Here is a 21,809-nt window from a genome sequence, read left to right on the forward strand (position 1 = left end):
CCCGCGACGGCACGCCGTGCCGGGCGTACCGCCGTCGCGGGCCGGGCCCTCGCGCGACCGACCAGGTCGGATGCATGATCGGGAGACCTCGAACGCGAAGGAGGTTGCGCCGTGGACCTGCCGTTCATCGTCGCCACGCTGACCCGACGCGGACTGCTCACCCCGGGCCGCCCGATCCGGGTGGCCTCGCAACTGAACGCGTTGCGCCGGTGGGGCTGGAGCCTCGCCGGGGAGCTGCGCCAGGCCGCCGCCCGTGACCCCGGCCGCGTCGCCGTGGTGGACGAGCACGGCGCCGCGCTGACGTACCAGGAGCTGCTGGACCGGTCGGAGCGGCTGGCCCGGTCGCTGCGCTCCGGCCTCGGCGTGCGCACCGGCGACCGGGTGGGGCTGCTCTGCCGCAACCACCACGGGCTGATCGAGGCGATCGTCGCGTCGATGCTGCTCGGCGCGGACGCCGTCCTGGTCAACACCGGTCTCTCCGCGGCCCAACTGGTCACCGTCGCCGACGAGCAGGGCCTGCGCGTGCTGGTGCACGACGCCGAGTTCGCCGACCGGGTGCTCGGTCTGCCGGCCGGGCTGCACCGGGTCGACGAGCGGCGGCAGGAGGAGCTGATCGCCGGCGCGGTGCCGGGCGACAAGCTCCAGCCGCCGGAACGCGACGGCCGGACCATCGTGCTGACCTCCGGCACCACCGGCACGCCCAAGGGCGCCCGCCGGCCCACCCCGCACGGCTTCGGCCCGCTGGTGTCCATCATCGACCGGATCCCGCTGCACGCGCGGGACGTCGTCATGATCACCGCCCCGATCTTCCACACCTGGGGGTACGCCGCCCTCCAGGTCTCGTTCGCGCTGCGCGCCACGGTCGTGCTGCACCGCCGCTTCGACCCGGCCGCCACGCTGGCCGCGCTGGCCGATCAGCCGTGCGACGCGCTCTTCGCCGTACCGGTGATGCTGCAACGGCTGATGGAGGTCGCGCCGCCGCCGCACCGGCCGCCGCTCAAGGTGGTCGCGGTCAGCGGCTCCGCCCTGCCGGGCAACCTGGCCACGGCGTTCATGGACCGCTACGGCGACGTGCTCTACAACCTCTACGGCTCGACCGAGGTCTCCTGGGCGTCCATCGCCGGCCCGGCCGAGCTGCGCGCCGCGCCCACCACGGCCGGCCGGCCGCCGCACGGCACCCGGCTGGAGATCGTGGACGACGCGGGCCAGCCGGTCCGCGACGGCCGGGTCGGCCGGATCTTCGTCGGCAACGAGATGCTCTTCGAGGGCTACACGTCGGGCGCCGGCCGGGAGAGCCGCGACGGGCTGCTCGACACCGGCGACCTGGGCCGGCTGAACCCGGAGGGCCTGCTCTTCGTGGACGGGCGGGCCGACGACATGATCGTCTCGGGCGGCGAGAACGTCTTCCCCTCCGAGGTGGAGGATCTGATCGCCCGGCTGCCGCAGGTCCGCGAGGTGGCCGTGATCGGCGTGCCGGACCCGGAGTACGGCCAGCGGCTCGCCGCGTTCCTGGCGTTGCGCGGCGGCGAGACGCTCGACCCGGAGGCGGTCCGCGAGTACGTCCGGCGCTACCTGGCCCGCTTCTCGGTGCCCCGCGACGTGATCTTCGTCAAGTACCTGCCCCGCAACGCCACCGGCAAGGTGCTGGGTCGGGAACTACGCCGCTACTTCGACTGATCGGCTGACCACACAGGACGATCGCCGGTGTTACCTTTGCCCGCGTTTCAGTGGGTGAACGGGGAAAAACACCATGGTCCGACTCCGCCGACGTACCGCGCTCGGCCTCCTCCTCGGCGGCGCGTCCGCCTCCGCGCTCGGCCCCCTCGAACCGGTGCACGGCGAGCACCGCGAGGGCCCACCGGTCCGGCGACAGCTCCCGCCGGTCGAGGTCGAGAACCACGCGGCGGGCGAGCCCTGGTGGCCGGCGGAGGGCGGCCGGGCCGCCGACGACCGGCGGCGTCAGATCCAGGGGTACGCGTCGACGACGAGCGTCGCCCCCGGCGAGACGATCGACTTCCACGTCGCGGTCGACCCGGCCGGCCCGTTCCGGATCACCGTGCACCGGATCGGCTGGTACGCCGGTGCCGGTGCCCGCACGTTGCTGACCAGTCCCGAGCTGGCCGGCGGGCCGCAGCCGGTGCCATCCGCCGACCCGGCCACCGGCGCGCTCGACTGTCGATGGCCGCGCTCCTGGCGCCTGCGCGTGCCCGAGGGCTGGGCCTCCGGCCTCTACCAGGCGGTCTTCACCTCGGCCGACGGCTGGCGGGCGGGCACCCCCTTCGTGGTGCGCGACGACCGGCGGGCCGCCGCGCTCTGCGTGGTGCTGCCGGTGACCACCTGGCAGGCCTACAACCAGTGGCCCCGCGACCGGCGGGCCGGCCGGAGCCTCTACAACGGCTACCGCCCGAACGGGCGACGCGCCCCCGAGCTACGGGCCCGGGCGGTCTCCTTCGACCGTCCGTACGCCGGCGCGGGCCTGCCCACCCAGGCCGACCGCGACCAGGACGCGATCCGGTGGCTGGAACGCAACCGCTACGACGTCAGCTACGCGACCAGCTTCGACCTGCACTCCGGTCGCCTCGACCCGGCCCGGCACCGGGGCCTGGTGTTCTGCGGGCACGACGAGTACTGGTCGGCGGAGATGCGCCGGGCCGTGGAGACCGGGCTGGCCGGCGGCACCAGCCTCGCCTTCCTCGGCGCGAACAGCGTCTACTGGCACGTGCGCGTGGGCACCGCCACGGACGGCCGGCCGGAACGCCTGGTCGAGTGCGCCAAGACCCGACCCGACCCGGGCGAGGACGCCGCCGGCCCCACTGTCACCTGGCGCGACCTCGGCCAGCCGGAGCAGGCGCTGCTCGGCGTGCAGTACAACGGCATCGTGCTCACCCCGCAGCCGCTCGTGGTGCGCTCGGCCGACCACTGGGTGTGGGCCGGCACCGGAGTGGCCGACGGGGACCGCATCCCCGGCGTGGTGGCCGGCGAGGCGGACGGGCTGAACGCGGGCGTCCCCCGGCCCGGCGGGACCATGCTCAGCTCGTCGCCGTACCCGGCGCAGCAGGGCGGCCGGCGCCTCCAGGGCAGCCACGTCCACGAAACACCGCAGGGCGCGGTCGTCTTCGCCACCGGCACGCTCGGCTGGACGATGGCGCTGGACCGGCGCGGCCACCGCGATCCACGGATCGAGCGGGCCACCGCCAACGTGCTCGACCGGATGGTCGCCCGGGACCGGTCGGCGTAGCCGGACCTCACCCACCGCTACGACACCTGGACGCCGGAACAGATCGTCCGCCTCGGCCTGCGCAACGGGCGCGCCGGGACGGACGCCATGGGCGAGGAGCTGAGCCCGACCGCCCAGGCGGTGATCGGTGCGGCGCTCGCCATGGTGCCGCCCGCGCCCCCGGTCAGCCCGGGATCGTGATCCGTCCGTCCACCGCCGCCGCCGCGATGTCGGTGCGGTGGTGGGCGCCGGCCAGCTCGACGCCGCGTACCAACCGGTAGGCGGCGTCGCGCGCGGCGGCCAGGTCCGGGCCGGTGGCCGTACCGCAGAGGACCCGGCCGCCCGCGGAACGCAACGTGCCGTCGGGGTCCCGGCGGGTCCCGGCGTGGATGATCCCGGCGCGGTCCGCGCCGGTGATCACGTCACCGGTACGCGGGCCCGCCGGGTAGCCGTCGGCCGCGACCACGACGGTGACCGCCGCGCCGTCGCGCCACCGCAGCGGCGGGTGCTCGCCCAGCGTGCCGGTGGCGGCGGCGTGCAGCAGCCCGGCCAACGGCGTCTCCAGCAGGGCGAGCACCACCTGGGTCTCCGGGTCGCCGAAACGCGCGTTGAACTCGATCACGCGCGGACCGGCGGCGGTGATCGCCAGGCCCACGTAGAGCAGGCCGGCGAACGGGGTGCCCCGGCGGCGCAACTCGGCCAGCGTCGGGTGCACCACGTCGCGCATCACGTCGTCGACCAGGCCCGGCGGCGCCCACGGCAGCGGCGCGTACGCGCCCATGCCGCCGGTGTTCGGCCCGGTGTCGCCGTCGCCGACGCGCTTGAAGTCCTGTGCCGGCAGCAGCGGCAGCGCCGCCTCGCCGTCGGTGACCACGAAGAGCGAGACCTCGGGACCGTCGAGGAACTCCTCGATCACCACCCGGCCGCACTCGGCGGCGTGCCGCTCGGCGACCGCCCGGTCGCCGGTGACGACCACGCCCTTGCCGGCGGCGAGCCCGTCGTCCTTCACCACGTAGGGCGCACCGAACTCGTCCAGCGCCCGCGCCACGCCCGCCGCGTCGACGCAGGTGTACGCGCGGGCGGTCGGCACGCCGGCGGCGGTCATCACGTCCTTCGCGAACGTCTTCGAGCCCTCCAGCCGGGCCGCCTCGGCACCGGGGCCGAACACCGCGATGCCCTTGGCGCGTACCGCGTCCGCGACGCCGGCCACCAGCGGCGCCTCCGGACCCACGACCACCAGGTCCGCGGCCACCTCGACGGCGAGCGCCGACACGGCCGCCGGATCGGTGGGGGTCACCTCCCGCAGCGAGGCGACCTCGGCGATCCCCGGATTACCCGGAGCCGCCACCAGCGCCTCGACGGCCGGATCGCGAACCAACCCGAGCGCGAGCGCATGCTCCCGCCCCCCACCACCCACCAAAAGAACCCGCACGATCCGCATCCTACTGACCCCCACCCCCCACCCCGTTGATCAAGGAGTTCGCGTCCCAGATTCGCGCCGTCGGGGCGTCAACTCCTTGGTCAACGGGTGCGGCCGAGGGCTTGCCGGACCGTGGCCGGAATGTAGTCGGGCCGGAGGGTGTCGGCCCAGGTGAAGCGGAGGACGCGCCAGCCGGCGTTGGTGAGGCGGTTCTGGCGGAACCGATCCGCGTAGACCGCCTGCGGGATCCCGTGCGGACTCCGGCCGTCCGCCTCCGCGATCACGCGTGCACTGCGCCAGGCCATGTCGCCGATGCCGAGCAGGTGACCGTCGTCGTCCCGGACGTGCAGTTGCAGGGCATCCGGCGGCACACCACCGTCGACGCATCGGAGCCGGGTGCGGGTCTCCAGCGGGGACTGGGCCCGCCCGTCGGCCTCGGCGACGTGCCTGCGGGCGGCGACCGCTCCGCTACGTCCCGCAACGCGCGCGAGTATCAGGAGCAGATCGGCCTCGGTCAGGAGCTGGCGGTTGAGCGCGGAGTCCAGGACAGACACCGCCGAGAAGCGATCCTCGCGTCGAACGAGGTCGGCCACCGTGCGCACGGGGGTGGTGGCCGGCACGCCGTCGAACCGGCCGATATCCGCCGCGTCCAGTGTCAGTTGGTGCATCACCAGCCCCGGCTCCGCCCGACGTTGCACGTGTGGACGATCAGGCGGCACGGAGACGTGGATCGCCCCCGTCGACCAGAGACCGTCGATGCCGTGCAGCTCGGCGGCGGTGCCCAGCACGGCTACCGCTCCCGGCCCCAGGCTCGCGACGGCGGCACGGACCCGGGCGCGTCGCAAGGCTGCCGCGGGAGGCTCAGAAAACGGCAGGTAGCAACCGCGCGAGACCCGTATCCACCGGCCGGAGCGAACCAGGTGCCGGATCTGGTCCCGGCTGAAGCCCAGAAGCAACGCCTGCGCCGCCGTCACGAAGCCGCCCTGCCGGACGGCGACCCGCCTCGCTTCGTCGAGATCGCCCACCAACGCACACTCGCGCGCGCCACCCGGCTCCCGAAACCCCTGTGGAAAACCCTGTGGACAACAACCCACCACCACCCCACCCACCCGGCCCGCCATCTCCCCGATGATCAAGGAGTTCGCGTCTGATCCCGCGCCGGACCCGACACAAACTCCTTGATCACCGAAGTGGGGGCCGGAGGGAGGGGGAGGGAGGGGAGGGGGAGGGAGGGGTTAGGGGAGGAGGGGGTGGCGGAGGACGTTTTCGTCTCGGCCTGGGCCTACTCCGACGACGCTGACGCGGGTGCCGGTCAGTTCCTCGATGCGGGCGATGTAGCGCCGCGCGTTCTCCGGGAGTTCGTCCTCGGTCCGGGCCTTGGTGATGTCCTCCCACCAGCCGTCGAGCTCTTCGTAGATCGGCGTGGCGTGGTGGAAGTCGGTCTGCGTCATCGGCATGTCGTCGAACCGCTCGCCGTTGATCTCGTAGCCGATGCAGATCGGCACCTTGGCCAGGCCGGTGAGCACGTCCAGCTTGGTCACCACCAGGTCGGTGACGCCGTTCAGGCGGCAGGCGTAGCGGGCCACCACGGCGTCGAACCAGCCGCACCGGCGTTCGCGACCGGTGGTGGTGCCGTACTCGTGGCCGACCTTGCGCAGGTGCTGCCCGTTGTCGTCGAACAGCTCGGTCGGGAACGGCCCGGAGCCGACCCGGGTGGTGTACGCCTTGCTCACCGCGATGACCTTGGTGATCGCGGTCGGCGGGATGCCCGCGCCCACGCACGCGCCACCGGCGGTCGGGTTCGACGAGGTGACGAACGGATACGTGCCGTGGTCCATGTCGAGCATGGTCGCCTGGGCGCCCTCCAGCAGCACGGTCTCGCCACGGTCCAGCGCGTCCCAGAGCATGACCCGGGTCTCGGCGATGTACGGCCGCAGCCGCTCGGCGTACTGGAGGTACTCCTCGACGGTCTCGTCGACGTCGATCGCCTTGCGGTTGTAGATCTTGAACAGAAGCTGGTTCTTCTCGCGGAGCGCCAGCTCCAGCTTCTTGCGCAGGATGCCCGGGTCGAGCAGGTCCTGGAGCCGGATGCCCATCCGGGCGACCTTGTCGCCGTACGCCGGGCCGATGCCCCGACCGGTGGTGCCGATGCGGGCGCTGCCCAGGTAGCGCTCGACCACCCGGTCCAGCGCCCGGTGGTGCGGCATGATCAGGTGCGCGTCGCCGGAGATGCGCAGCCGGGAGACGTCCACGCCGCGCTCGGCGAGCCCGTCGATCTCCTGTAGCAGCACCTTGGGGTCGACCACCACACCGTTGCCGATGACGATCATCGCGCTCGGCGAGAGGGCGCCGGACGGCATCAGGTGCAGCGCGTACTTCTGACCATCCGGCGTGATCACCGTGTGGCCGGCGTTGTTGCCGCCGGAGTAGCGCACGACGTAGTCGACCCGCTCACCCAGCAGGTCGGTAACCTTGCCCTTGCCCTCGTCGCCCCATTGGGCGCCGAGGAGCACGATCGCTGGCATCTTCTCCGCCTCCAGAAGGCTCGGGTGCCAGGTGGCGACCGGTCGGCGAGCCCGGGGTGTCAGGCTAACAAGTAGTGACGGCGGGACCGGCAGGGGTTCGTCGAGAAGCAGGAGGCTCGTTCGTGTACGACGTGGTGCTGCTCACCCTCGGCTCGGAGCGGGACGCTCCCGGCGCGGGCTGCGGCAGTGGCGGAGCCTGCTGCGGCGGCGAGGTCGACACCGTGGCGGCGGCCGGCGAGGAACGCTGCGAGACGCCGCGCGTACCGGTGCTGGCCTGCGCGGACGCGCTAACCGCCGCCGGCGCCCGGGTGACCACGGTGACCGCCCGGTCGGATGCCGAGATCGACGAGGTGCTGGCCCGTCTCGACGGCCCGCCCCGCCCCGACGGCCTCACCTGGCCGGACCCCGACGGCAAGACCCGGCTGATCGTCGCCACGGCCAGTGACGGCCAGTTGCGCGCCGTGCTGCGCCGGCTGGTCCGCCGGTACGCTCCGCCGCCCAGCCGCCGCCCCGCCGACCTGCCGGAGAACCGCACCCTGCCCGACCTGCCCCCGGTCGGGGTGCTCCCGCTCGATCCGGCGCGGTCCGGGACGGCGCGCGATCTGGCCGCGCAGCTCGGGCTGCCGCGTGACCCGGCGGCGGTGGCCACGGCGGTGCTGGAGGGCACGGCGCGCCGGCTGGACCTGCTGCGGAACGACGGTGGCTCGGTGACGCTCGACGGCGCGCTGCTCGGCGCGGCCGACGACGCCGGGCGACCGCTGCACTGGCGGGCCCGCGTCGAGGTCGACGGCGCGGTGCTCAGCGACGGCACCGAGCCGATCACGGCGTGTGCGATCGGCAACGCCGGCGGGTACGCGCGCCTCGGCGAGGTGACGCTGCTGGCCGACCCGGATCCGACCGACGGCCGGATCGCGGTGGGCGTGGCCGTGCCCGTGGTCACCCGATCCGCGTTGGGCCGGAAAAAGGTCCGGCTCGAGGTACGCCGGGCCCGGGGCCGGGCCGTGGCGGTCGTGCCCCGGGACGATCGGGTGCCCTTCCTCGACGACGGCGTCGAGGGTGAACTGAGCCGGAAACGGTCCTGGTGGACCGAGCCGGGCGCCTGGGCGGTCTGGACGGGCTGACCCTGGTCGATCCGTGCCCGGGCCACCCGGCTGGCCGGACCGCCTATCCTCGGCGGGAGGGATCTGGAGGAACCGTGGTGCACGAGAACGACGACCGCGCCCACGTGGCGGGCCGACCGCAGGTGCCGGAGCGGGACATCGAGCCGCTCTGGCCGCCCGAGGAGATCGACGGGATGGTCACCGCGCCGCCGTGGGCGGCACCGGCCCAGCCGGTCGTGCCACCCTGGCCGCTCCCGTCGACCGACGCCCCGGTTCCGTCGCCGCAGGCCGCCCCGGCTCCCGTCCCGGGCCAGGCCGGACCACCGGCACCGGCGTGGGTCACCCCGGCAGCCGCCCCGGCGGCCGGGCCCGACACCACCGCGGCGCGTCCGGACGACAGCAATCCGGCCCCGACGCGGGCGGACGGCGGCGGTGACGTCCCGGCGAGCGGACGCGCCGAGTCGCCGTGGGCGCAGCCACCGCAGCGCGTCGCCAGCGAGGCCGCCGGCTCGACGGACGGCCCCACCGCCGCCGGTCCGACGGCAGCCGGACGGACGGACGCCGGAGCCACCGGCGGCGACGCGCCCCTCGCCGCCGGTGCGCCGGTGGGCGCGGGGCCGGCCGTCGGCTTCGCGCCGGTCGGTCCGGCGTCCGTGGACGGTCCGCAGCCGCCGGGCGTGCCGACCGAGCAGTCCCCGCCCAGGCTCGGCCCGTTCCCGCCGTCGCCGGGCGTGCCGTTGCCGCCGTACGGCGACGGCGCGGCCTACCCGCCGGCCGCCTACCCGCCGCAGCCCGGCCAGCCGGGCTGGTATCCGCCGGGGTGGTCGCCGCAGCCCGGTGGGCCGTCGGAGGCGGGCGGACCGCCACCGGCGAACGGACCGGTCCAGGCGGGCGGACCGCAACACGTCGGCGCACCGCCCCGGACGGGCGGGCCGGTCCAGGCCGGGCTGCCGCCGCACGCCGGAATGCCGCACCCGGGCGTACCGGCACAGACACCGCAGCCGCAAACGTCCGCGCCACCGGCAGCCGGACCGGCGTACCCGCAGGCGTCCGCGCCACCGACGACCGGACCGGCGTACCCGCAGGCGTCCGCGCCACCGGCAGCCGGGCCGGCCGCGCCACCGGCGACCGGGCCGGTGTACCCGCCGGTGCCCGGGCCGCCGCGCCAGCCCGCCGTGCCGCCCGGGGTGTACCCGGAGCAGGGCTGGCCGGCGCCGCAGGTGGTGCCGCCGACGGCGGAGGACTTCGCCCGGCGGCGTCAGGTCCGGCCGGTCGACCCGGTGGCCACCATGGGCGTCCGCGCGGTGGTGAACCGGATCGGGCTGGTCCGGCTCGCGCCCGGCCGGCACGAGCAGGAGATGAAGCGCGACATCGAGATGGTCCGCCGCAACTTCGGCGGGCTGCGCCAGGTGACAGTGGTCAACCCGAAGGGCGGCGCCGGCAAGACGGTGGCCATCCTGCTGCTCGCCATGACGTTCGGCCAGAAGCGCGGCGGGTACGTGCTGGCCTGGGACAACAACGAGACCCAGGGCACCCTCGGCATGCGGGCCCAGCAGGACTTCCACGCCCGTACGGTGCGCGACATGCTGCGCGACCTGGGCCAGTTCCAGGGTGCGCAGGGGCGCGTCGGCGACCTGTCGCAGTACGTCCGCTCGCAGGGCGAGGGGATGTTCGACGTACTCGCCTCGGACGAGTCGGCGACCGGCGGCGAGATGCTGACCGCCGCCGCGTTCGCCGAGATCCGGGACGTGGTCAGCCGCTTCTACAAGCTGATCTTCGTGGACACCGGGAACAACGTCCGGGCGCAGAACTGGCAGGCCGCCATGGACGCCACCGACCAGTTGGTGGTCACCATGTCGGCGCGGAACGACTCGGCCGAGACCGCCGCCCGGATGCTGGACCACCTGGAGCAGAGCGGCCGGCAGCGGCTGGTCCGGCAGGCGGTCACGGTGGTCTCCATGCCGCCGTCCCGAAAGGAGATCGACCTGCCGGCCATCCAGGCCCACTTCGCCGCCCGTACCCGGGCGGTGCTGCTGGCGCCGTACGAGCGGCTCATCGACACCGGCGAGCCGCTGCGCTACGGCCAGCTCTCCGCCGCCACCCGCGACGCCTGGCTGAAGATCGCCGCGTCGGTGGCGGAAGGGCTGTAGGACGGCGCGACGGCCGGCCCTCGGCGGGGGCCGGCCGTCGCGAGACGGGTCAGTCGCTGGCCAGCGCGTCCCCGGCAGCCGGGTCGCAGTCGCGGAGGAACTGGGCGCAGCGGGCCGCCTCGTCCGCCTCGCCGATCTCGCCGGCGGCCCGGGAGAGCACGTAGAGGCAGCGGAGGAAGCCCTGGTTGGGCGCGTGCGACCAGGGCACCGGGCCGTGGCCCTTCCAGCCGCTGCGGCGGAGCTGGTCCAGCCCCCGGTGGTAGCCGGTGCGCGCGTACGCGTAGGCCGGGACGACCTGGTCCGCGGTGAGCGCGCGGCCGGCCAGCGCCGCCCAGCCCGCGCTGTAGGTCGGGAAGCGGGCCGCGACCTCGGCGTACGCCTCGTCGGTGCCCTGCTCGGCCGCGGCGGCGAGCGCGGCGTCGGCCTCCTCGGAGACCGGGAGCAGGGTGGCCGGTGGCTCTGGCAACAGGTTCTGCATCGTCCCATTCAACCCGCTTCGCCCTGGCGCGCGCGAGGGGGTCCGGTCGGCCGGTCGGCTGAACGGCTGAGGGTTTCGTCACGCCTCGGCGGGACCACACGTACCCGCGGCCCATGCCGCGGCCGTGGTTCTTGCACTACAACTACAGGTCCGGAGCCTCCCCAGGAACCGGTTACGCAGGAGCCCGGCGGCGCGCCCGCCGGGCTCCTGTCCGTACCGCCCGGGTTTGCGAGGTTGCCCGACCGGGGCAGGATGAGCGGGTGCCGACCCCACCACCCGCGGACGTCATCGAGCCGCACGCGCCCCACGTCGACGAGGTCCAGACCCGGACCGAGTTCGATCACCGGCTGGCCGGGGGGACCCTCGCCGGCCTGACCGTGCAGGGGCTCCGCCTCGACCTGGACCCGGTCCCGGACCTGCGCGACGTCGACGTCGCCGGCACGCTCTTCGTGGGTTGCCGGTTCGCCGACCGCGAGGTGGGCGCGGACCTGGTCCGCCGGGGCGCCAACGTCGTCCCGCCGTTCTCCGGGCTGCCCTACCCGACCCAGCCGTCCCACCTCTACACCGCCGACGAGCTGGCCGCCGGCTTCGCCGAGGGCGGGTTCACCGAGATGTACGACACCCGGGTGTACGCGCACTTCCGGGCGCACGGCGGCGCGCTGCCGGACGTCCGCGAGGCGCTCGGCCAGCGGCTGCACGACCACGGCGTGGACAACGCGCTGGCCGACGCGACCCGGTCGTGGCTGGCCGCGCACGGGCCGCAGTCCGTGGTGGGCGTGATGGGTGGGCACGCGGTGCCGCGCGGCAGCGCCGCGTACCGGATGGCGGCGGTGCTGGGTTGGGAGCTGGCGCGGGCCGACCGGCTGGTGGTGACCGGCGGCGGGCCGGGCGTGATGGAGGCGGCGAACCTCGGCGCGTTCCTCGCGGCCTGGCCGGCCGACGAGCTGGCCGCCGCGATCGACGTGCTGGCCACCGCGCCGGACTTCACCGACCACGACCGGTACACGGCGGCGGCGCTGGCCGTGCGCAAGCGGTACGCGGACGGCCCGTCGCTGCCCACGCCCCGGCCGGCGGCGCCGGACACCGGGTGGGCCCGCTCCGGCGGCCTGGCCATCCCCACCTGGCTGTACGGCCACGAACCGGCGAACCTGTTCGCCGGGCGGATCGCGAAGTACTTCTCCAACGCCATCCGCGAGGACACCATCCTGCGGCTGGCCCGGGGCGGGATCGTGTTCGCGCCCGGCCGGGCCGGCACCGTGCAGGAGGTGTTCCAGGCCGCCACCAAGACGTTCTACGGCACCGACGGGGCGAGCGGCGCGTACGTCTTCCTCGACCGCGCGTTCTGGACCACCGAGCTGCCGGTGGAGTCGCTGCTGCGGCCACTCTTCGCCGCCTCCCCGTTCGGCGACCTGTCCCGCACGATCCACCTCACCGACGACGTCCGCGAGGCGGTCGCGCTGCTGGTGAAGTGAAAGGAGGGGCCCCCTTCTAACAGACGCCTGTTAAAGGGGGCCCCTCCTTTCGACTCGACTACTTCATGGTGGTGCCGGTGGAGCGCAGGTGCTCGCAGGCCTCGACCACGCGGGCGGCCATGCCGGCCTCGGCGGCCTTGCCCCAGACGCGCGGGTCGTACAGCTTCTTGTTGCCGACCTCGCCGTCGACCTTCAGCACGCCGTCGTAGTTGCGGAACATGTGGTCCGCGACCGGGCGGGAGAACGTGTACTGGGTGTCGGTGTCGATGTTCATCTTCACCACGCCGTAGTCCAGCGCCTCCCGGATCTCCGACAGCAGCGAGCCGGAACCGCCGTGGAAGACCAGGCTGAGCGGCTTCTCCTTGCCGTACTTGGCACCGACCGCGTCCTGGATCTGCTTGAGCACCTCGGGACGGAGCTTCACGTTGCCCGGCTTGTAGACGCCGTGCACGTTGCCGAAGGTCAGCGCCGCCATGTAGCGGCCCTTCTCGCCCAGGCCCAGCGCCTCGACCATGGCCAGGCCGTCGTCCACGGTGGTGTAGAGCTTGTCGTTGATGGCGTTCTCGACGCCGTCCTCCTCGCCACCGACGACGCCGACCTCGATCTCCAGGACGATCTTGCCCTTGGCGGCCTCGGCGAGGAGCTGCTCGGCGATCTCCAGGTTCTCCGCCACCGGCACGGCCGAGCCGTCCCACATGTGCGACTGGAACAGCGGCTCCTGGCCGTTCTTGACCCGCTCCTGCGAGATGGCCATCAGCGGCCGGACGAACTTGTCCAGCTTGTCCTTCGGGCAGTGGTCGGTGTGCAGCGCGACGGTCACCGGGTACTTCTTGGCCACCTCGTGCGCGTACGCGGCGAACGCGGTCGCGCCGGTCACCATGTCCTTGATCGACGGGCCGGAGAGGTATTCCGCGCCGCCGGTGGAGACCTGGATGATGCCGTCGCTCTCCGCGTCGGCGAAGCCCTTGAGCGCCGCGTTCAGCGTCTGGGAGGAGGTCACGTTGATCGCGGGGTACGCGTACCGGCCGGCCTTGGCCCGGTCCAGCATCTCCGCGTAAGCCTCGGGGGAAGCGATGGGCATGTCGAACGCTCCTTACTTACCGCTCTCGGCCGTGCAGGCCGCCGTCTTTCCTCGGGTGCGCCGGACCGCGCTGTCCACCGCGGGCAGTATCCCGTAGGAGCGAACGCGGGGCACAACCGACCCGGGCACCGCTCACCGCCCCTCCAGGCGGTCCGGCACGGCGACACTGATCACCCAGCTCACCACCGACACCACGATGGCCCCCCAGAAGGCGGCCCAGAAGCCGTCGACGTGGAACGGCAGGCGCAGCACGCCGGCGATCCAGTCGGTCAGCAGGAACAGCAGCGCGTTCACCACGAGCGCGAACAAGCCGAGCGTGAGCAGGTAGAACACACAGCCGAACACCTTGATCAGCGGCTTGAGCACCGCGTTGACCACACCGAAGACGAGCGCCACCACGATCAGCGTGAACACCGTGCTGCCGCCGTTGCGGCCGGTCACCTGCACCCCGGGCACGATCAGCGTCGCCATCCACAGCGCGACCGCGGTGATCGCCAGTCGGATGAGGAAGCCCACGACCCCATCCTGGCACCGGCCGCGCGCCGGGGAGGGCGCAATCGCCGACTCCGCGCTTCGGCCGGCTCCGAGCGGTGGCCCGGACCAGCCCGTACGGTGGTGGGGCACGGTCGGAACGAGACGCAGGAGGGGACGATGGGACAGCCCGACGAGGACTTCGCCCCGAGCGACCACCTCGCTCCGGAGGAACGGGACCCCGAGGCGGAGCCGGCCGACGCGGTCGAGCAGGCCGCCCCGGCCACCCTCGACGACACCGACGGTGAGCCGCACCGGGGCCTGGAGGTCGCCGACTGGGACGCCATGGAGCAGGCCCGCGTGGTCGGCGCAGACGAGGACGACTACCGCTGACGGCCCTCAGCGCAGGCTGGTGACCTGCGCCGGGTGGGCGGCGGCCCAGCCGGCCAGCCGGTCGCCGCGCAACGCGTCCCGGAAGCCGTCGACCAGCGTCGGGTCCGGTGCGAACCCGCGCGCCGTCCACTCCTGGTAGCGGACCGGCAGGCCGAGCGCGACCGGGTCCGTCGTGCTCGCCCGGCCGGCCAGGGAGAGCAGCGCCGGCAGGGACAGGTCACCGGTGTCGGTGGTCAGGGCCGGCCCGAGCTGGCCGATCAGCCGGCCGAGGCGTACCGGGTCGGTGGTGATCCCCTGCTCGCGCACCTGGTGGAGCAGGCCGGCCGCGTACCGGAGCGCGTTGCGTTCCCGGTCCAGCACGGCGTCGCGCAGGCCGTACCGCTGTCGGAGCAGGTCCACCGCCTGCGCGCCGTCGAGCCGCTGGCAGCCGACCGGGAAGCGCCGGCCGGTGTGCACCGAGCGCACCGCCGCCGGCAGACAGACCGGTACGCCGCCGACCGCGTCGGTCAGCGTCCGGGCGTCCCGGTAGGTGAGCACCACCCCGGCGTCCACCGGCACCCCGGTCAGCCGGGTGACCGCCTGGCGGGTGGCCCGGTAGCCGGCCGCCAGGTCCCCCGACCCGGCACCTTGGGTGAACGTCGCGCTGAGCTTGTCCGTCCCGCCGTCGGGCATCGGCACGAGCAGGTCGCGCGGGATGGACACGAGGTAGAGCCGGCTCCGGTCGGCCGGCACGTGCACCAGCAGGATCGAGTCGGCCCGCCGGCTCGCGTCCGCTTCGTCCAGGCCGAGCAGCAGCACGTTCAGCGCGGCGGTGGGGGCCGGCGACGGCGGAGCGGCGGGGCGCGTGGACTGCGGCGGCCGGGGCGTCACCACGGTGAAGCCGACGAGCGCCACGGCGGCCACCGCCAGCGCGGTGCCGGCCAGGCGCACCCGGCGGCGACGCCGCCGCCGATGGGCCACCGCCCGGTCGATGGCGGCCCGGACCGGGCCGGTGGGCGGCGTCAGCGCCTCGTGCCGGGCGAACGCGGCCCGCAGCTCGTCCTCGATCATGAGCAGACCTCCACGTGTTCGGCTCGGAGCGTGGCCAGGGCACGCGAGATGCTGGACCGGACGGTGCCGACGGCGCAGCCGAGCACGTCGGCGATCTCCGCGTCGGTCAGGTCCTCGTAGTAGCGCAGCACCAGCGCGGCGCGCTGCCGCCGGGGCAGCCGGGACAGCCAGGACCAGACCTGGTCCCGGTCCACCGCGGACTGGGCGTGGTCGGCCGGCGCGGGCACCGCCTCGTCGGGCTCGCCACGCAGCAGCACCCGGCGGGCCCACGAGCCGCGCCGCCAGTCCACGAACTGGTTGGTGAGCATCCGGCGCACGTACCGTTCCGGCGCGTCGGCGTGGGCCACCCGCCGCCAGTGGAGCTGGACCCGGACCATGGTCTCCTGCACCAGGTCCTGGGCCTGGTGCGGGTCGCCGGTCAACATGACCGCGTACCGCAGCAGCGCGCCCAGCCGCGCGTCGGCGAACTCCTCGTACGTCACTGCACCTCCCGGTGTCCCGCTCGATAGACGGGCACGGGGGCACCGAACATTGCGACGATGGTGATCAACCGTTCGGTCAATGTTCGCTGTGCGGGGCAACGGATCGACTTAAGGAATCTTTAAGCTCCACGGGCTCCACCTGATCATCCCCACGGGAGGACCCCCCACCATGCTCAGCAACTCCACCCGGCGCTGTCTCGCCGGGTTGGGCGTCGCAGGCGCGTTCGTCGCCGCCTCCGCCACCCCCGCCGTCGCCGCGGCCCCCCAGGTCAAGCTGGGCCTCTACTTCAGCGACACCACGATCGCGACGAACTCCGACGGCAAGATCGGGGACAGTCGAATCTTCAGCTCCGCCCCGACCGTGCTGCACGACGTCGCCGTCCGCTACGACTTCTCCGACCTGGCCGGCAAGGTGACCGTCAGCAACGCGGACGACCCCTACTGCAGCACCCCGTCCGAGTACGTGCTGCTCTGCGCCGACCCGTTCGACATCGACGCGGACGTGTGGGGTTCGAGCGGCATCTTCGAGGTGCAGCTCAAGGCCACCGCCAAGGCGAAGGACGGCGATGCCGGCACGCTGAAGGTGACCATGACCGCGGCCGGCTACGAGCCGGTCTCGCACGACGCGAAGATCCGGGTCGGCGAGGGCGTCGACCTGGCCGCCGGTCCCGAGACCAAGACGTCGGTCGCGCCGGGTGGCACCTTCACCGCTCCGGCGACGGTCAGCAACGCGGGCGAGCTCACCGCCAAGGGCGCGGTCGCCATCTTCTACCACGACTACGGCCTCAACGCGGCCAAGCACTTCAACAACTGCACCTACGCGGGCGACGAGCTGCGCACCTGCACGTTCGACGAGGAACTGCCCTCGGGCAGCACCTTCAGCGCGTCGCTGCCGTACGTCCTCGGCGCGGACACCTACGCCCCGAGCTCCAAGTACGGCGAGATCATCTGGATGACCCCGGCCGAGTTCGAGGACTTCCAGAAGGACGTGGGCTTCTACCAGGAGACCATCGGTAAGCCGGGCACCGACGGCGAGCTGGCCCTCACCCCGGTCCCCGGCAAGGCGACCGCCCGGGGCTTCCAGGCCGATCGGCAGCCGGAGAACAACGGCACGATCATGACGGTGACGGCGACCGGTAAGAACGGCACCGATCTCGAGGCGCTCGGCACCTCGGTGACCGGCAAGGCCGGCGCCACGGTGAAGGCGACCTTCGGGCTGCGTAACAACGGTCCGGCGACTCTCGACTACAACCGGGCGGGCAGCTCGGTCACCTACCTGAACTTCGACGTGCCGCAGGGCACGACCGCGGTCGCCGTACCGGAGAACTGCATCACCAGGAACGGCGAGGAGTGGGGCGAGCCGGGCGAGCCGGGTCAGCGTCACTACTTCTGCTACTTCGGCAGCGTGCTGAAGGCCGGCGAGTCGGCGATGCTGGACTTCTCGCTCCGGATCGACAAGGTGATCCCCAACGCGACCGGGCCGGTGAAGATCAATGTCACGTGCCAGTGCGACGGCGGCTTCATCCGTGACCTGAAGCCGGCCAACGACACCGCCAAGGTCGTCGTCAACGCCGCCGCGGGTGGTGACGGCGGCCAGGGTGGCGGTGACGGCGGCACGCTGCCGATCACCGGTTCCTCCACCGGCCTGATCGCCGGCATCGGCGCGCTGCTGCTCGCCGCCGGCTTCGGCGGCTACGTGGTGGCCCGCCGCCGCAAGACCCGCTTCGTCGCCTGACCGAACCACCCCGGGTGCCCCGCCGACCACCACATCGGCGGGGCACCCCCACATCCAGAGCACCCCGAAAAGAAGACCCCAAAAGCAGCACGGTCGGCGGCGAACGAGCACGAAGGGTTTCCGGGGGAGCCCGACCCGCGCAGGGATCAAGCCTGACCGCCCGGAGCGGGTCGGGCTCCCCCGGAAACCCCACGACAGCGCAACAAAGATCAAGGAACATCAACCCCGTGCTGCTGACCCTCACCACGACCCACCGCCCCGCCACCGACCTCGGCCACCTCCTCGTCAAGCACCCGGACCGCGTGCAGAGCTTCGACCTGCCCGCCGGTACCGCGCACGTGTTCTACCCGGAGGCGGACGAGACGCGGTGCACGGCGGCGCTGCTGGTCGAGGTGGACCCGCTGAAGCTGGGCGGGGCCCGGGGCCGCCGGCAGTCGACCGCGCCGGAGGGCTTCACCCTCGGGCAGTACGTCAACGACCGCCCGTACGCGGCCTCCAGCCTGCTCTCCTCGGCGCTGACGAAGGTGTTCCGCTCGGCGCTGCGCGGCGAGTCCCGGGACCGCCCCGAGCTGGCCGCCACCGGCATCCCGCTGACCGTGCGGGTGCCGGTGCTGCGCTGCCGGGGCGGCGCCGAGCTGGCGGTACGCGTCTTCGCCCCGCTCGGCTGGGCCGTGACGGCCACTCCGGTCCCGCTCGACGAGACGTACCCGGAATGGGGTGACAGCCGCTACGTCGACCTGACGCTGACCGGGACGCTGCGGCTCGCCGACGCCCTCAACCACCTGTACGTGCTGCTGCCGGTGCTTGACGACGCCAAGCACTACTGGGTCGCGCCGGACGAGGTGGACAAGCTGCTGCGGGCCGGCTTCGGCTGGCTGGCCGACCACCCGGAGCGGGGCCTGATCACCCGCCGCTACCTGGCGCACCGCCGGGCCCTGGCCGGTGCCGCGCTGGCCCGCCTGGCGGAGCTGCGCCTCGCCGACGAGCCGCCCGCCGACGACAGCGTCGACCCGGAGACGCCCCCGGAGACGCCCCGCGCCTCGCTGGCGACGCAGCGGCGGGCGGCGGTGCTCGCCGCGTTGCGCGACAGCGGCGCGAGCCGGGTGCTGGACCTGGGCTGCGGCGGTGGTGCGCTGCTCACCGCGCTGGCCGCCGACCGGCGGTTCACCGAGGTGGTGGGCGTCGACGTGGCCGACCGGTCGCTCGCCATGGCGGCCCGGCGGCTGCGACTGGACCGGCTGCCGGAGCGGCAGCGGGACCGCATCCACCTGTGGCAGTCGGCGCTGACCTACCGGGACGACCGGCTGCGCGGCTACGACGCGGCGGTGCTGATGGAGGTGGTCGAGCACCTCGACCCGCCCCGGCTGCCGGCGCTGGAGGACGCGGTGTTCGGCCACGCCCGGCCCGGCACGGTGGTGGTGACCACCCCGAACGTGGAGTACAACGTCCGCTACGAGGGCCTCGGGCCGGGCCGGTTCCGGCACGCCGACCACCGGTTCGAGTGGACCCGGGCGGAGTTCACGGCCTGGGTGGCCCGGGTGGCGGCGGCGCACGGCTACACCGCCGCGATCGGCGGCGTCGGCGACGACGACCCCGAGGTGGGCACCCCGACCCAGCTTGCGATCTTCACCCGCGACGACCGGAAGGAGGAGACTAGCCGATGACCGTCCTGGACATTCCCGAGCTGGCGCTGGTGGCGCTGGTCGGCGTCTCCGGCGCCGGCAAGTCCACGTTCGCCCGCCGGCACTTCGCGCCCAGCCAGGTGCTCTCCTCGGACATGTTCCGTGGCCTCGTCGCCGACGACGAGAACGACCAGTCCGCGTCCGGTGACGCGTTCGACGCGCTGCACCACGTGGCCGGCATCCGGCTGCGGCGCGGACGGCTGACCGTGGTGGACGCGACGAACCTCCAGCCGCACGCCCGCGCCGGGCTGATCCGGGTGGCCCGGGAGCACGACGTGCTGCCGGTGGCGATCGTGCTGGACGTGCCGGAGGCGGTGGCCTGGGCGCGTACCGAGGCGCGCGCCGACCGGACGCACGGCCGGCAGGTGCTCACCCGGATGCGGCGTGACCTGCGGCAGTCGTACGGGCGGCTGGCCCGGGAGGGCTTCCGCAAGGTGCACGTGCTGCACGGCGTCGAGGAGATCGACGCGGCCGAGGTCCGCTACGAGAAGCTGTTCAACGACCGGCGGGAGCTGACCGGCCCGTTCGACATCGTCGGGGACGTGCACGGCTGCCGCGCCGAGCTGGAGGCGCTGCTGTCCCGACTCGGTTACGCGCTGCGCCGCGACGACGCGGGCCGCCCGGTGGACGCGACGCACCCCGCCGGGCGTACCGCGGTCTTCGTGGGTGACCTGGTGGACCGCGGCCCGGACTCGCCCGGCGTGCTCCGCCTGGTGATGGGCATGGTGGCGGCCGGCCACGCGATCTGCGTGCCGGGCAACCACGAGCAGAAGCTGCTGCGCAAGCTGCGCGGCCGGGACGTGCGGCTCACCCACGGGCTGGCCGAGACGATGGCGCAGCTCGCCGCGGAGCCGGCGGCCTTCGTCGCCGAGGCGGAGACGTTCATCGACGGGCTGGTCAGCCACTACGTGCTGGACGGCGGGCGGCTGGTGGTGGCGCACGCCGGCCTCAAGGAGCCTTACCACGGCCGGGCGTCCGGCCGGGTGCGGTCGTTCGCGCTCTACGGCGAGACCACCGGCGAGACCGACGAGTACGGCCTGCCGGTGCGTTACCCGTGGGCGCGCGACTACCGGGGCTCGGCGATGGTCGTCTACGGGCACACCCCGACGCCGGAGCCGGAGTGGGTCAACAACACCATCTGCCTGGACACCGGCTGCGTGTTCGGCGGGAAGCTGACCGCGCTGCGCTACCCGGAGAAGGAACTGGTGGCGGTCCCGGCGGAACGGGAGTGGTACGCCCCGGCCCGCCCGCTGGTCCCGCCCGCCCCGGCCCGGCCGGACACCGTGCTGGATGTGGCGGACGTGACCGGTCGGCGGCACCTGACCCACGCGTACGGGTCGCTGACCGTGCCGGCCGAGAACGCCGCCGCCGCGCTGGAGGTGATGAGCCGGTACGCGCTGGACCCGGGCCGGCTGGTGTGGCTGCCGCCGACGATGGCGCCCTGCTCCACGTCGACCGTGGAGGGGTTCCTGGAGCATCCGGCGCAGGCGTTCGCCGACTACCGCGGGGCCGGCGTCGACCGGGTGGTGTGCGAGGAGAAGCACATGGGCTCGCGGGCCGTGGTGCTGGTGGAACGGGAGCCGGGCCGGTTCGGCGGTGGGGCCGTGCACACCCGTACCGGCCGGCCGTTCTTCGGGCCGCCGCTCGACGACGAACTGCTGGCCCGGGTGCGCGCGGCGGTCGACACCGCCGGTCTCTGGGCCGAACTGGACACCGACTGGCTGCTGCTCGACGCGGAGCTGCTGCCCTGGTCGGCGAAGGCGGGCGGCCTGATCCGCGAGCAGTACGCCGGGGTGGGCGCGGCCGGCCGGGCGGCGCTGCCGGCGGTGCTGGCCACGCTGGACGCCGCCGCCGGGCGCGGGCTGCCGGTGGACGGGTTGCGGGCCCGGATGGCCGAGCGGGCGGCCGAGGTGACCGCGTACTCGGCCGCGTACCGGGCGTACGTCGGGCCGACGGACGGGCTGCGCGGCGTGACGCTGGCCCCGTTCGCGGTGCTGGCCGGTGCCGGGGCGAGCTACGCCGACCGCGACCACGGCTGGCACCTGGCGCTGGCGGACCGGCTCCGCACGGCCGACCCGGAGTTCTTCACCCCGACCCGGCGGCTGGTGGTGGAGCTGTCCGACGAGGCGGCGGTGTCGGCCGCCACCGACTGGTGGCTGGCGCTGACCGCGGCCGGCGGCGAGGGCATGGTGGTCAAGCCGTACGCCGGCCTGGCCGCCCGGTCGCCGAAGGGCTCGCTGCTCCAGCCGGGGATCAAGTGCCGCGGTCGGGAGTACCTACGGATCATCTACGGTCCCGGGTACACCGAGCCGGCGCAGCTCGCCGCGTTGCGCCGCCGTTCGCTGGGCCGCAAGCGCGGGCTGGCGCTGCGGGAGCACGGCCTGGGCCTGGCCGCCCTGGACGCGTTGGCCGAGGACGCTCCGCTCTGGCGCCGCCACGAGCTGGTGTTCGCGATCCTGGCCTGTGAGTCGGAACCCGTCGACCCGCGCCTGTGACCCACCCTCGCTGTTTCCCGGAAAGTGTGGCTGTTCGAGCATCGATGGGCCCTCTTTC

General features: G+C 73.9%; 17 protein-coding genes. 9 read left to right on the plus strand and 8 right to left on the minus strand.

All coding sequences use genetic code 11. The annotated features are described in order from the left end of the window. Nucleotides 1-111 precede the first annotated feature (111 nt). Both VKK44_RS27980 and VKK44_RS27985 read left to right on the plus strand, forming a co-directional pair. Nucleotides 112-1,677, plus strand: coding sequence for an AMP-binding protein (locus VKK44_RS27980; protein ID WP_343444162.1), 1,566 nt, complete (start codon nt 112-114; stop codon nt 1,675-1,677). A 73-nt stretch (nt 1,678-1,750) separates the two neighbouring features. Continuing rightward, the gene (locus VKK44_RS27985) at nt 1,751-3,238 is read left to right on the plus strand and encodes a N,N-dimethylformamidase beta subunit family domain-containing protein (RefSeq protein ID WP_343444163.1); all 1,488 of its coding nucleotides are present in this window, start codon (nt 1,751-1,753) and stop codon (nt 3,236-3,238) included. A gap of 163 nt (nt 3,239-3,401) precedes the next feature. Here VKK44_RS27985 and purD read toward each other — a convergent pair whose 3' ends face one another. The 3 genes from purD to VKK44_RS28000 form a co-directional block, all read right to left on the minus strand. Then, the gene (gene purD / locus VKK44_RS27990) at nt 3,402-4,649 is read right to left on the minus strand and encodes a phosphoribosylamine--glycine ligase (protein ID WP_343444164.1); all 1,248 of its coding nucleotides are present in this window, start codon (nt 4,647-4,649) and stop codon (nt 3,402-3,404) included. A gap of 89 nt (nt 4,650-4,738) precedes the next feature. Then, complete coding sequence (locus tag VKK44_RS27995; protein ID WP_343444165.1) at nt 4,739-5,662, minus strand: type IV toxin-antitoxin system AbiEi family antitoxin domain-containing protein; 924 nt, start codon at nt 5,660-5,662, stop codon at nt 4,739-4,741. Nucleotides 5,663-5,872: 210 nt separating this feature from the next. Then, nucleotides 5,873-7,162 (minus strand): adenylosuccinate synthase, encoded by a 1,290-nt coding sequence (locus VKK44_RS28000; RefSeq protein ID WP_343444166.1) that lies wholly within the window; start codon nt 7,160-7,162, stop codon nt 5,873-5,875. Between the two features lie 122 nt (nt 7,163-7,284). Here VKK44_RS28000 and VKK44_RS28005 point away from each other — a divergent pair, with 122 nt between their 5' ends. Both VKK44_RS28005 and VKK44_RS28010 read left to right on the plus strand, forming a co-directional pair. After that, complete coding sequence (locus VKK44_RS28005; RefSeq protein ID WP_343444167.1) at nt 7,285-8,283, plus strand: diacylglycerol kinase family protein; 999 nt, start codon at nt 7,285-7,287, stop codon at nt 8,281-8,283. A gap of 74 nt (nt 8,284-8,357) precedes the next feature. Further along, entirely contained in the window at nt 8,358-10,412 is a 2,055-nt protein-coding gene (locus tag VKK44_RS28010) for a MinD/ParA family ATP-binding protein (RefSeq protein ID WP_343444168.1), read from the plus strand. A gap of 49 nt (nt 10,413-10,461) precedes the next feature. Here VKK44_RS28010 and VKK44_RS28015 read toward each other — a convergent pair whose 3' ends face one another. Further along, nucleotides 10,462-10,890: a DUF3151 domain-containing protein gene (locus VKK44_RS28015; protein ID WP_343444169.1), complete on the minus strand. Its 429-nt coding sequence runs from the start codon at nt 10,888-10,890 to the stop codon at nt 10,462-10,464. A gap of 260 nt (nt 10,891-11,150) precedes the next feature. On the opposite strand from VKK44_RS28015, the gene VKK44_RS28020 reads away from it, so the two are divergent. Further along, nucleotides 11,151-12,362 carry an LOG family protein gene (locus tag VKK44_RS28020; RefSeq protein ID WP_343444170.1) on the plus strand — a complete coding sequence of 404 codons (1,212 nt, stop codon included), beginning with the start codon at nt 11,151-11,153 and terminating at the stop codon, nt 12,360-12,362. A gap of 58 nt (nt 12,363-12,420) precedes the next feature. On the opposite strand, the gene fbaA is transcribed toward VKK44_RS28020, so the two are convergent. Both fbaA and VKK44_RS28030 read right to left on the minus strand, forming a co-directional pair. After that, entirely contained in the window at nt 12,421-13,443 is a 1,023-nt protein-coding gene (fbaA, locus tag VKK44_RS28025; RefSeq protein ID WP_343444171.1) for a class II fructose-bisphosphate aldolase, read from the minus strand. Between the two features lie 132 nt (nt 13,444-13,575). Continuing rightward, on the minus strand, nt 13,576-13,959 hold the full coding sequence (locus tag VKK44_RS28030) for a phage holin family protein (RefSeq protein WP_343444172.1): 384 nt from the start codon (nt 13,957-13,959) through the stop codon (nt 13,576-13,578). Between the two features lie 135 nt (nt 13,960-14,094). Between VKK44_RS28030 and VKK44_RS28035 the strand changes: the two genes are divergently transcribed. Then, nucleotides 14,095-14,307: a hypothetical protein gene (locus VKK44_RS28035; RefSeq protein ID WP_281933614.1), complete on the plus strand. Its 213-nt coding sequence runs from the start codon at nt 14,095-14,097 to the stop codon at nt 14,305-14,307. Between the two features lie 6 nt (nt 14,308-14,313). Here VKK44_RS28035 and VKK44_RS28040 read toward each other — a convergent pair whose 3' ends face one another. Then, a complete protein-coding gene (locus VKK44_RS28040) occupies nt 14,314-15,357 on the minus strand; it encodes an LCP family protein (protein ID WP_343444173.1) in 1,044 nt (347 codons plus the stop codon). Then, nucleotides 15,354-15,839, minus strand: a complete 486-nt coding sequence (locus tag VKK44_RS28045; protein WP_343444174.1) for a SigE family RNA polymerase sigma factor — start codon at nt 15,837-15,839, stop codon at nt 15,354-15,356. Before VKK44_RS28045 ends, VKK44_RS28040 begins: the two co-directional genes overlap by 4 nt. A gap of 169 nt (nt 15,840-16,008) precedes the next feature. On the opposite strand from VKK44_RS28045, the gene VKK44_RS28050 reads away from it, so the two are divergent. The 3 genes from VKK44_RS28050 to VKK44_RS28060 all read left to right on the plus strand — a co-directional run bounded on the left by VKK44_RS28050 (nt 16,009) and on the right by VKK44_RS28060 (nt 21,751). Continuing rightward, nucleotides 16,009-17,574 carry an LPXTG cell wall anchor domain-containing protein gene (locus tag VKK44_RS28050; protein ID WP_343444175.1) on the plus strand — a complete coding sequence of 522 codons (1,566 nt, stop codon included), beginning with the start codon at nt 16,009-16,011 and terminating at the stop codon, nt 17,572-17,574. Between the two features lie 227 nt (nt 17,575-17,801). Further along, nucleotides 17,802-19,238: a 3' terminal RNA ribose 2'-O-methyltransferase Hen1 gene (locus VKK44_RS28055; RefSeq protein ID WP_343444176.1), complete on the plus strand. Its 1,437-nt coding sequence runs from the start codon at nt 17,802-17,804 to the stop codon at nt 19,236-19,238. Then, nucleotides 19,235-21,751 (plus strand): polynucleotide kinase-phosphatase, encoded by a 2,517-nt coding sequence (locus tag VKK44_RS28060; protein ID WP_343444177.1) that lies wholly within the window; start codon nt 19,235-19,237, stop codon nt 21,749-21,751. Before VKK44_RS28055 ends, VKK44_RS28060 begins: the two co-directional genes overlap by 4 nt. Nucleotides 21,752-21,809: the final 58 nt, after the last annotated feature.

The organism is Micromonospora sp. DSM 45708, assembly GCF_039566955.1.
GTDB lineage: Bacteria > Actinomycetota > Actinomycetes > Mycobacteriales > Micromonosporaceae > Micromonospora.

Coding starts and splice junctions, on each gene's coding strand:
- fbaA (WP_343444171.1), bottom strand. CDS start 13,443: ATGCCCATCGCTTCCCCCGAGGCTTACGCGGAGATGCTGGACCGGGCC.
- VKK44_RS28035 (WP_281933614.1), top strand. CDS start 14,095: ATGGGACAGCCCGACGAGGACTTCGCCCCGAGCGACCACCTCGCTCCG.
- VKK44_RS27985 (WP_343444163.1), top strand. CDS start 1,751: ATGGTCCGACTCCGCCGACGTACCGCGCTCGGCCTCCTCCTCGGCGGC.
- VKK44_RS28050 (WP_343444175.1), top strand. CDS start 16,009: ATGCTCAGCAACTCCACCCGGCGCTGTCTCGCCGGGTTGGGCGTCGCA.
- VKK44_RS28060 (WP_343444177.1), top strand. CDS start 19,235: ATGACCGTCCTGGACATTCCCGAGCTGGCGCTGGTGGCGCTGGTCGGC.
- VKK44_RS28040 (WP_343444173.1), bottom strand. CDS start 15,357: ATGATCGAGGACGAGCTGCGGGCCGCGTTCGCCCGGCACGAGGCGCTG.
- VKK44_RS28015 (WP_343444169.1), bottom strand. CDS start 10,890: ATGCAGAACCTGTTGCCAGAGCCACCGGCCACCCTGCTCCCGGTCTCC.
- VKK44_RS28000 (WP_343444166.1), bottom strand. CDS start 7,162: ATGCCAGCGATCGTGCTCCTCGGCGCCCAATGGGGCGACGAGGGCAAG.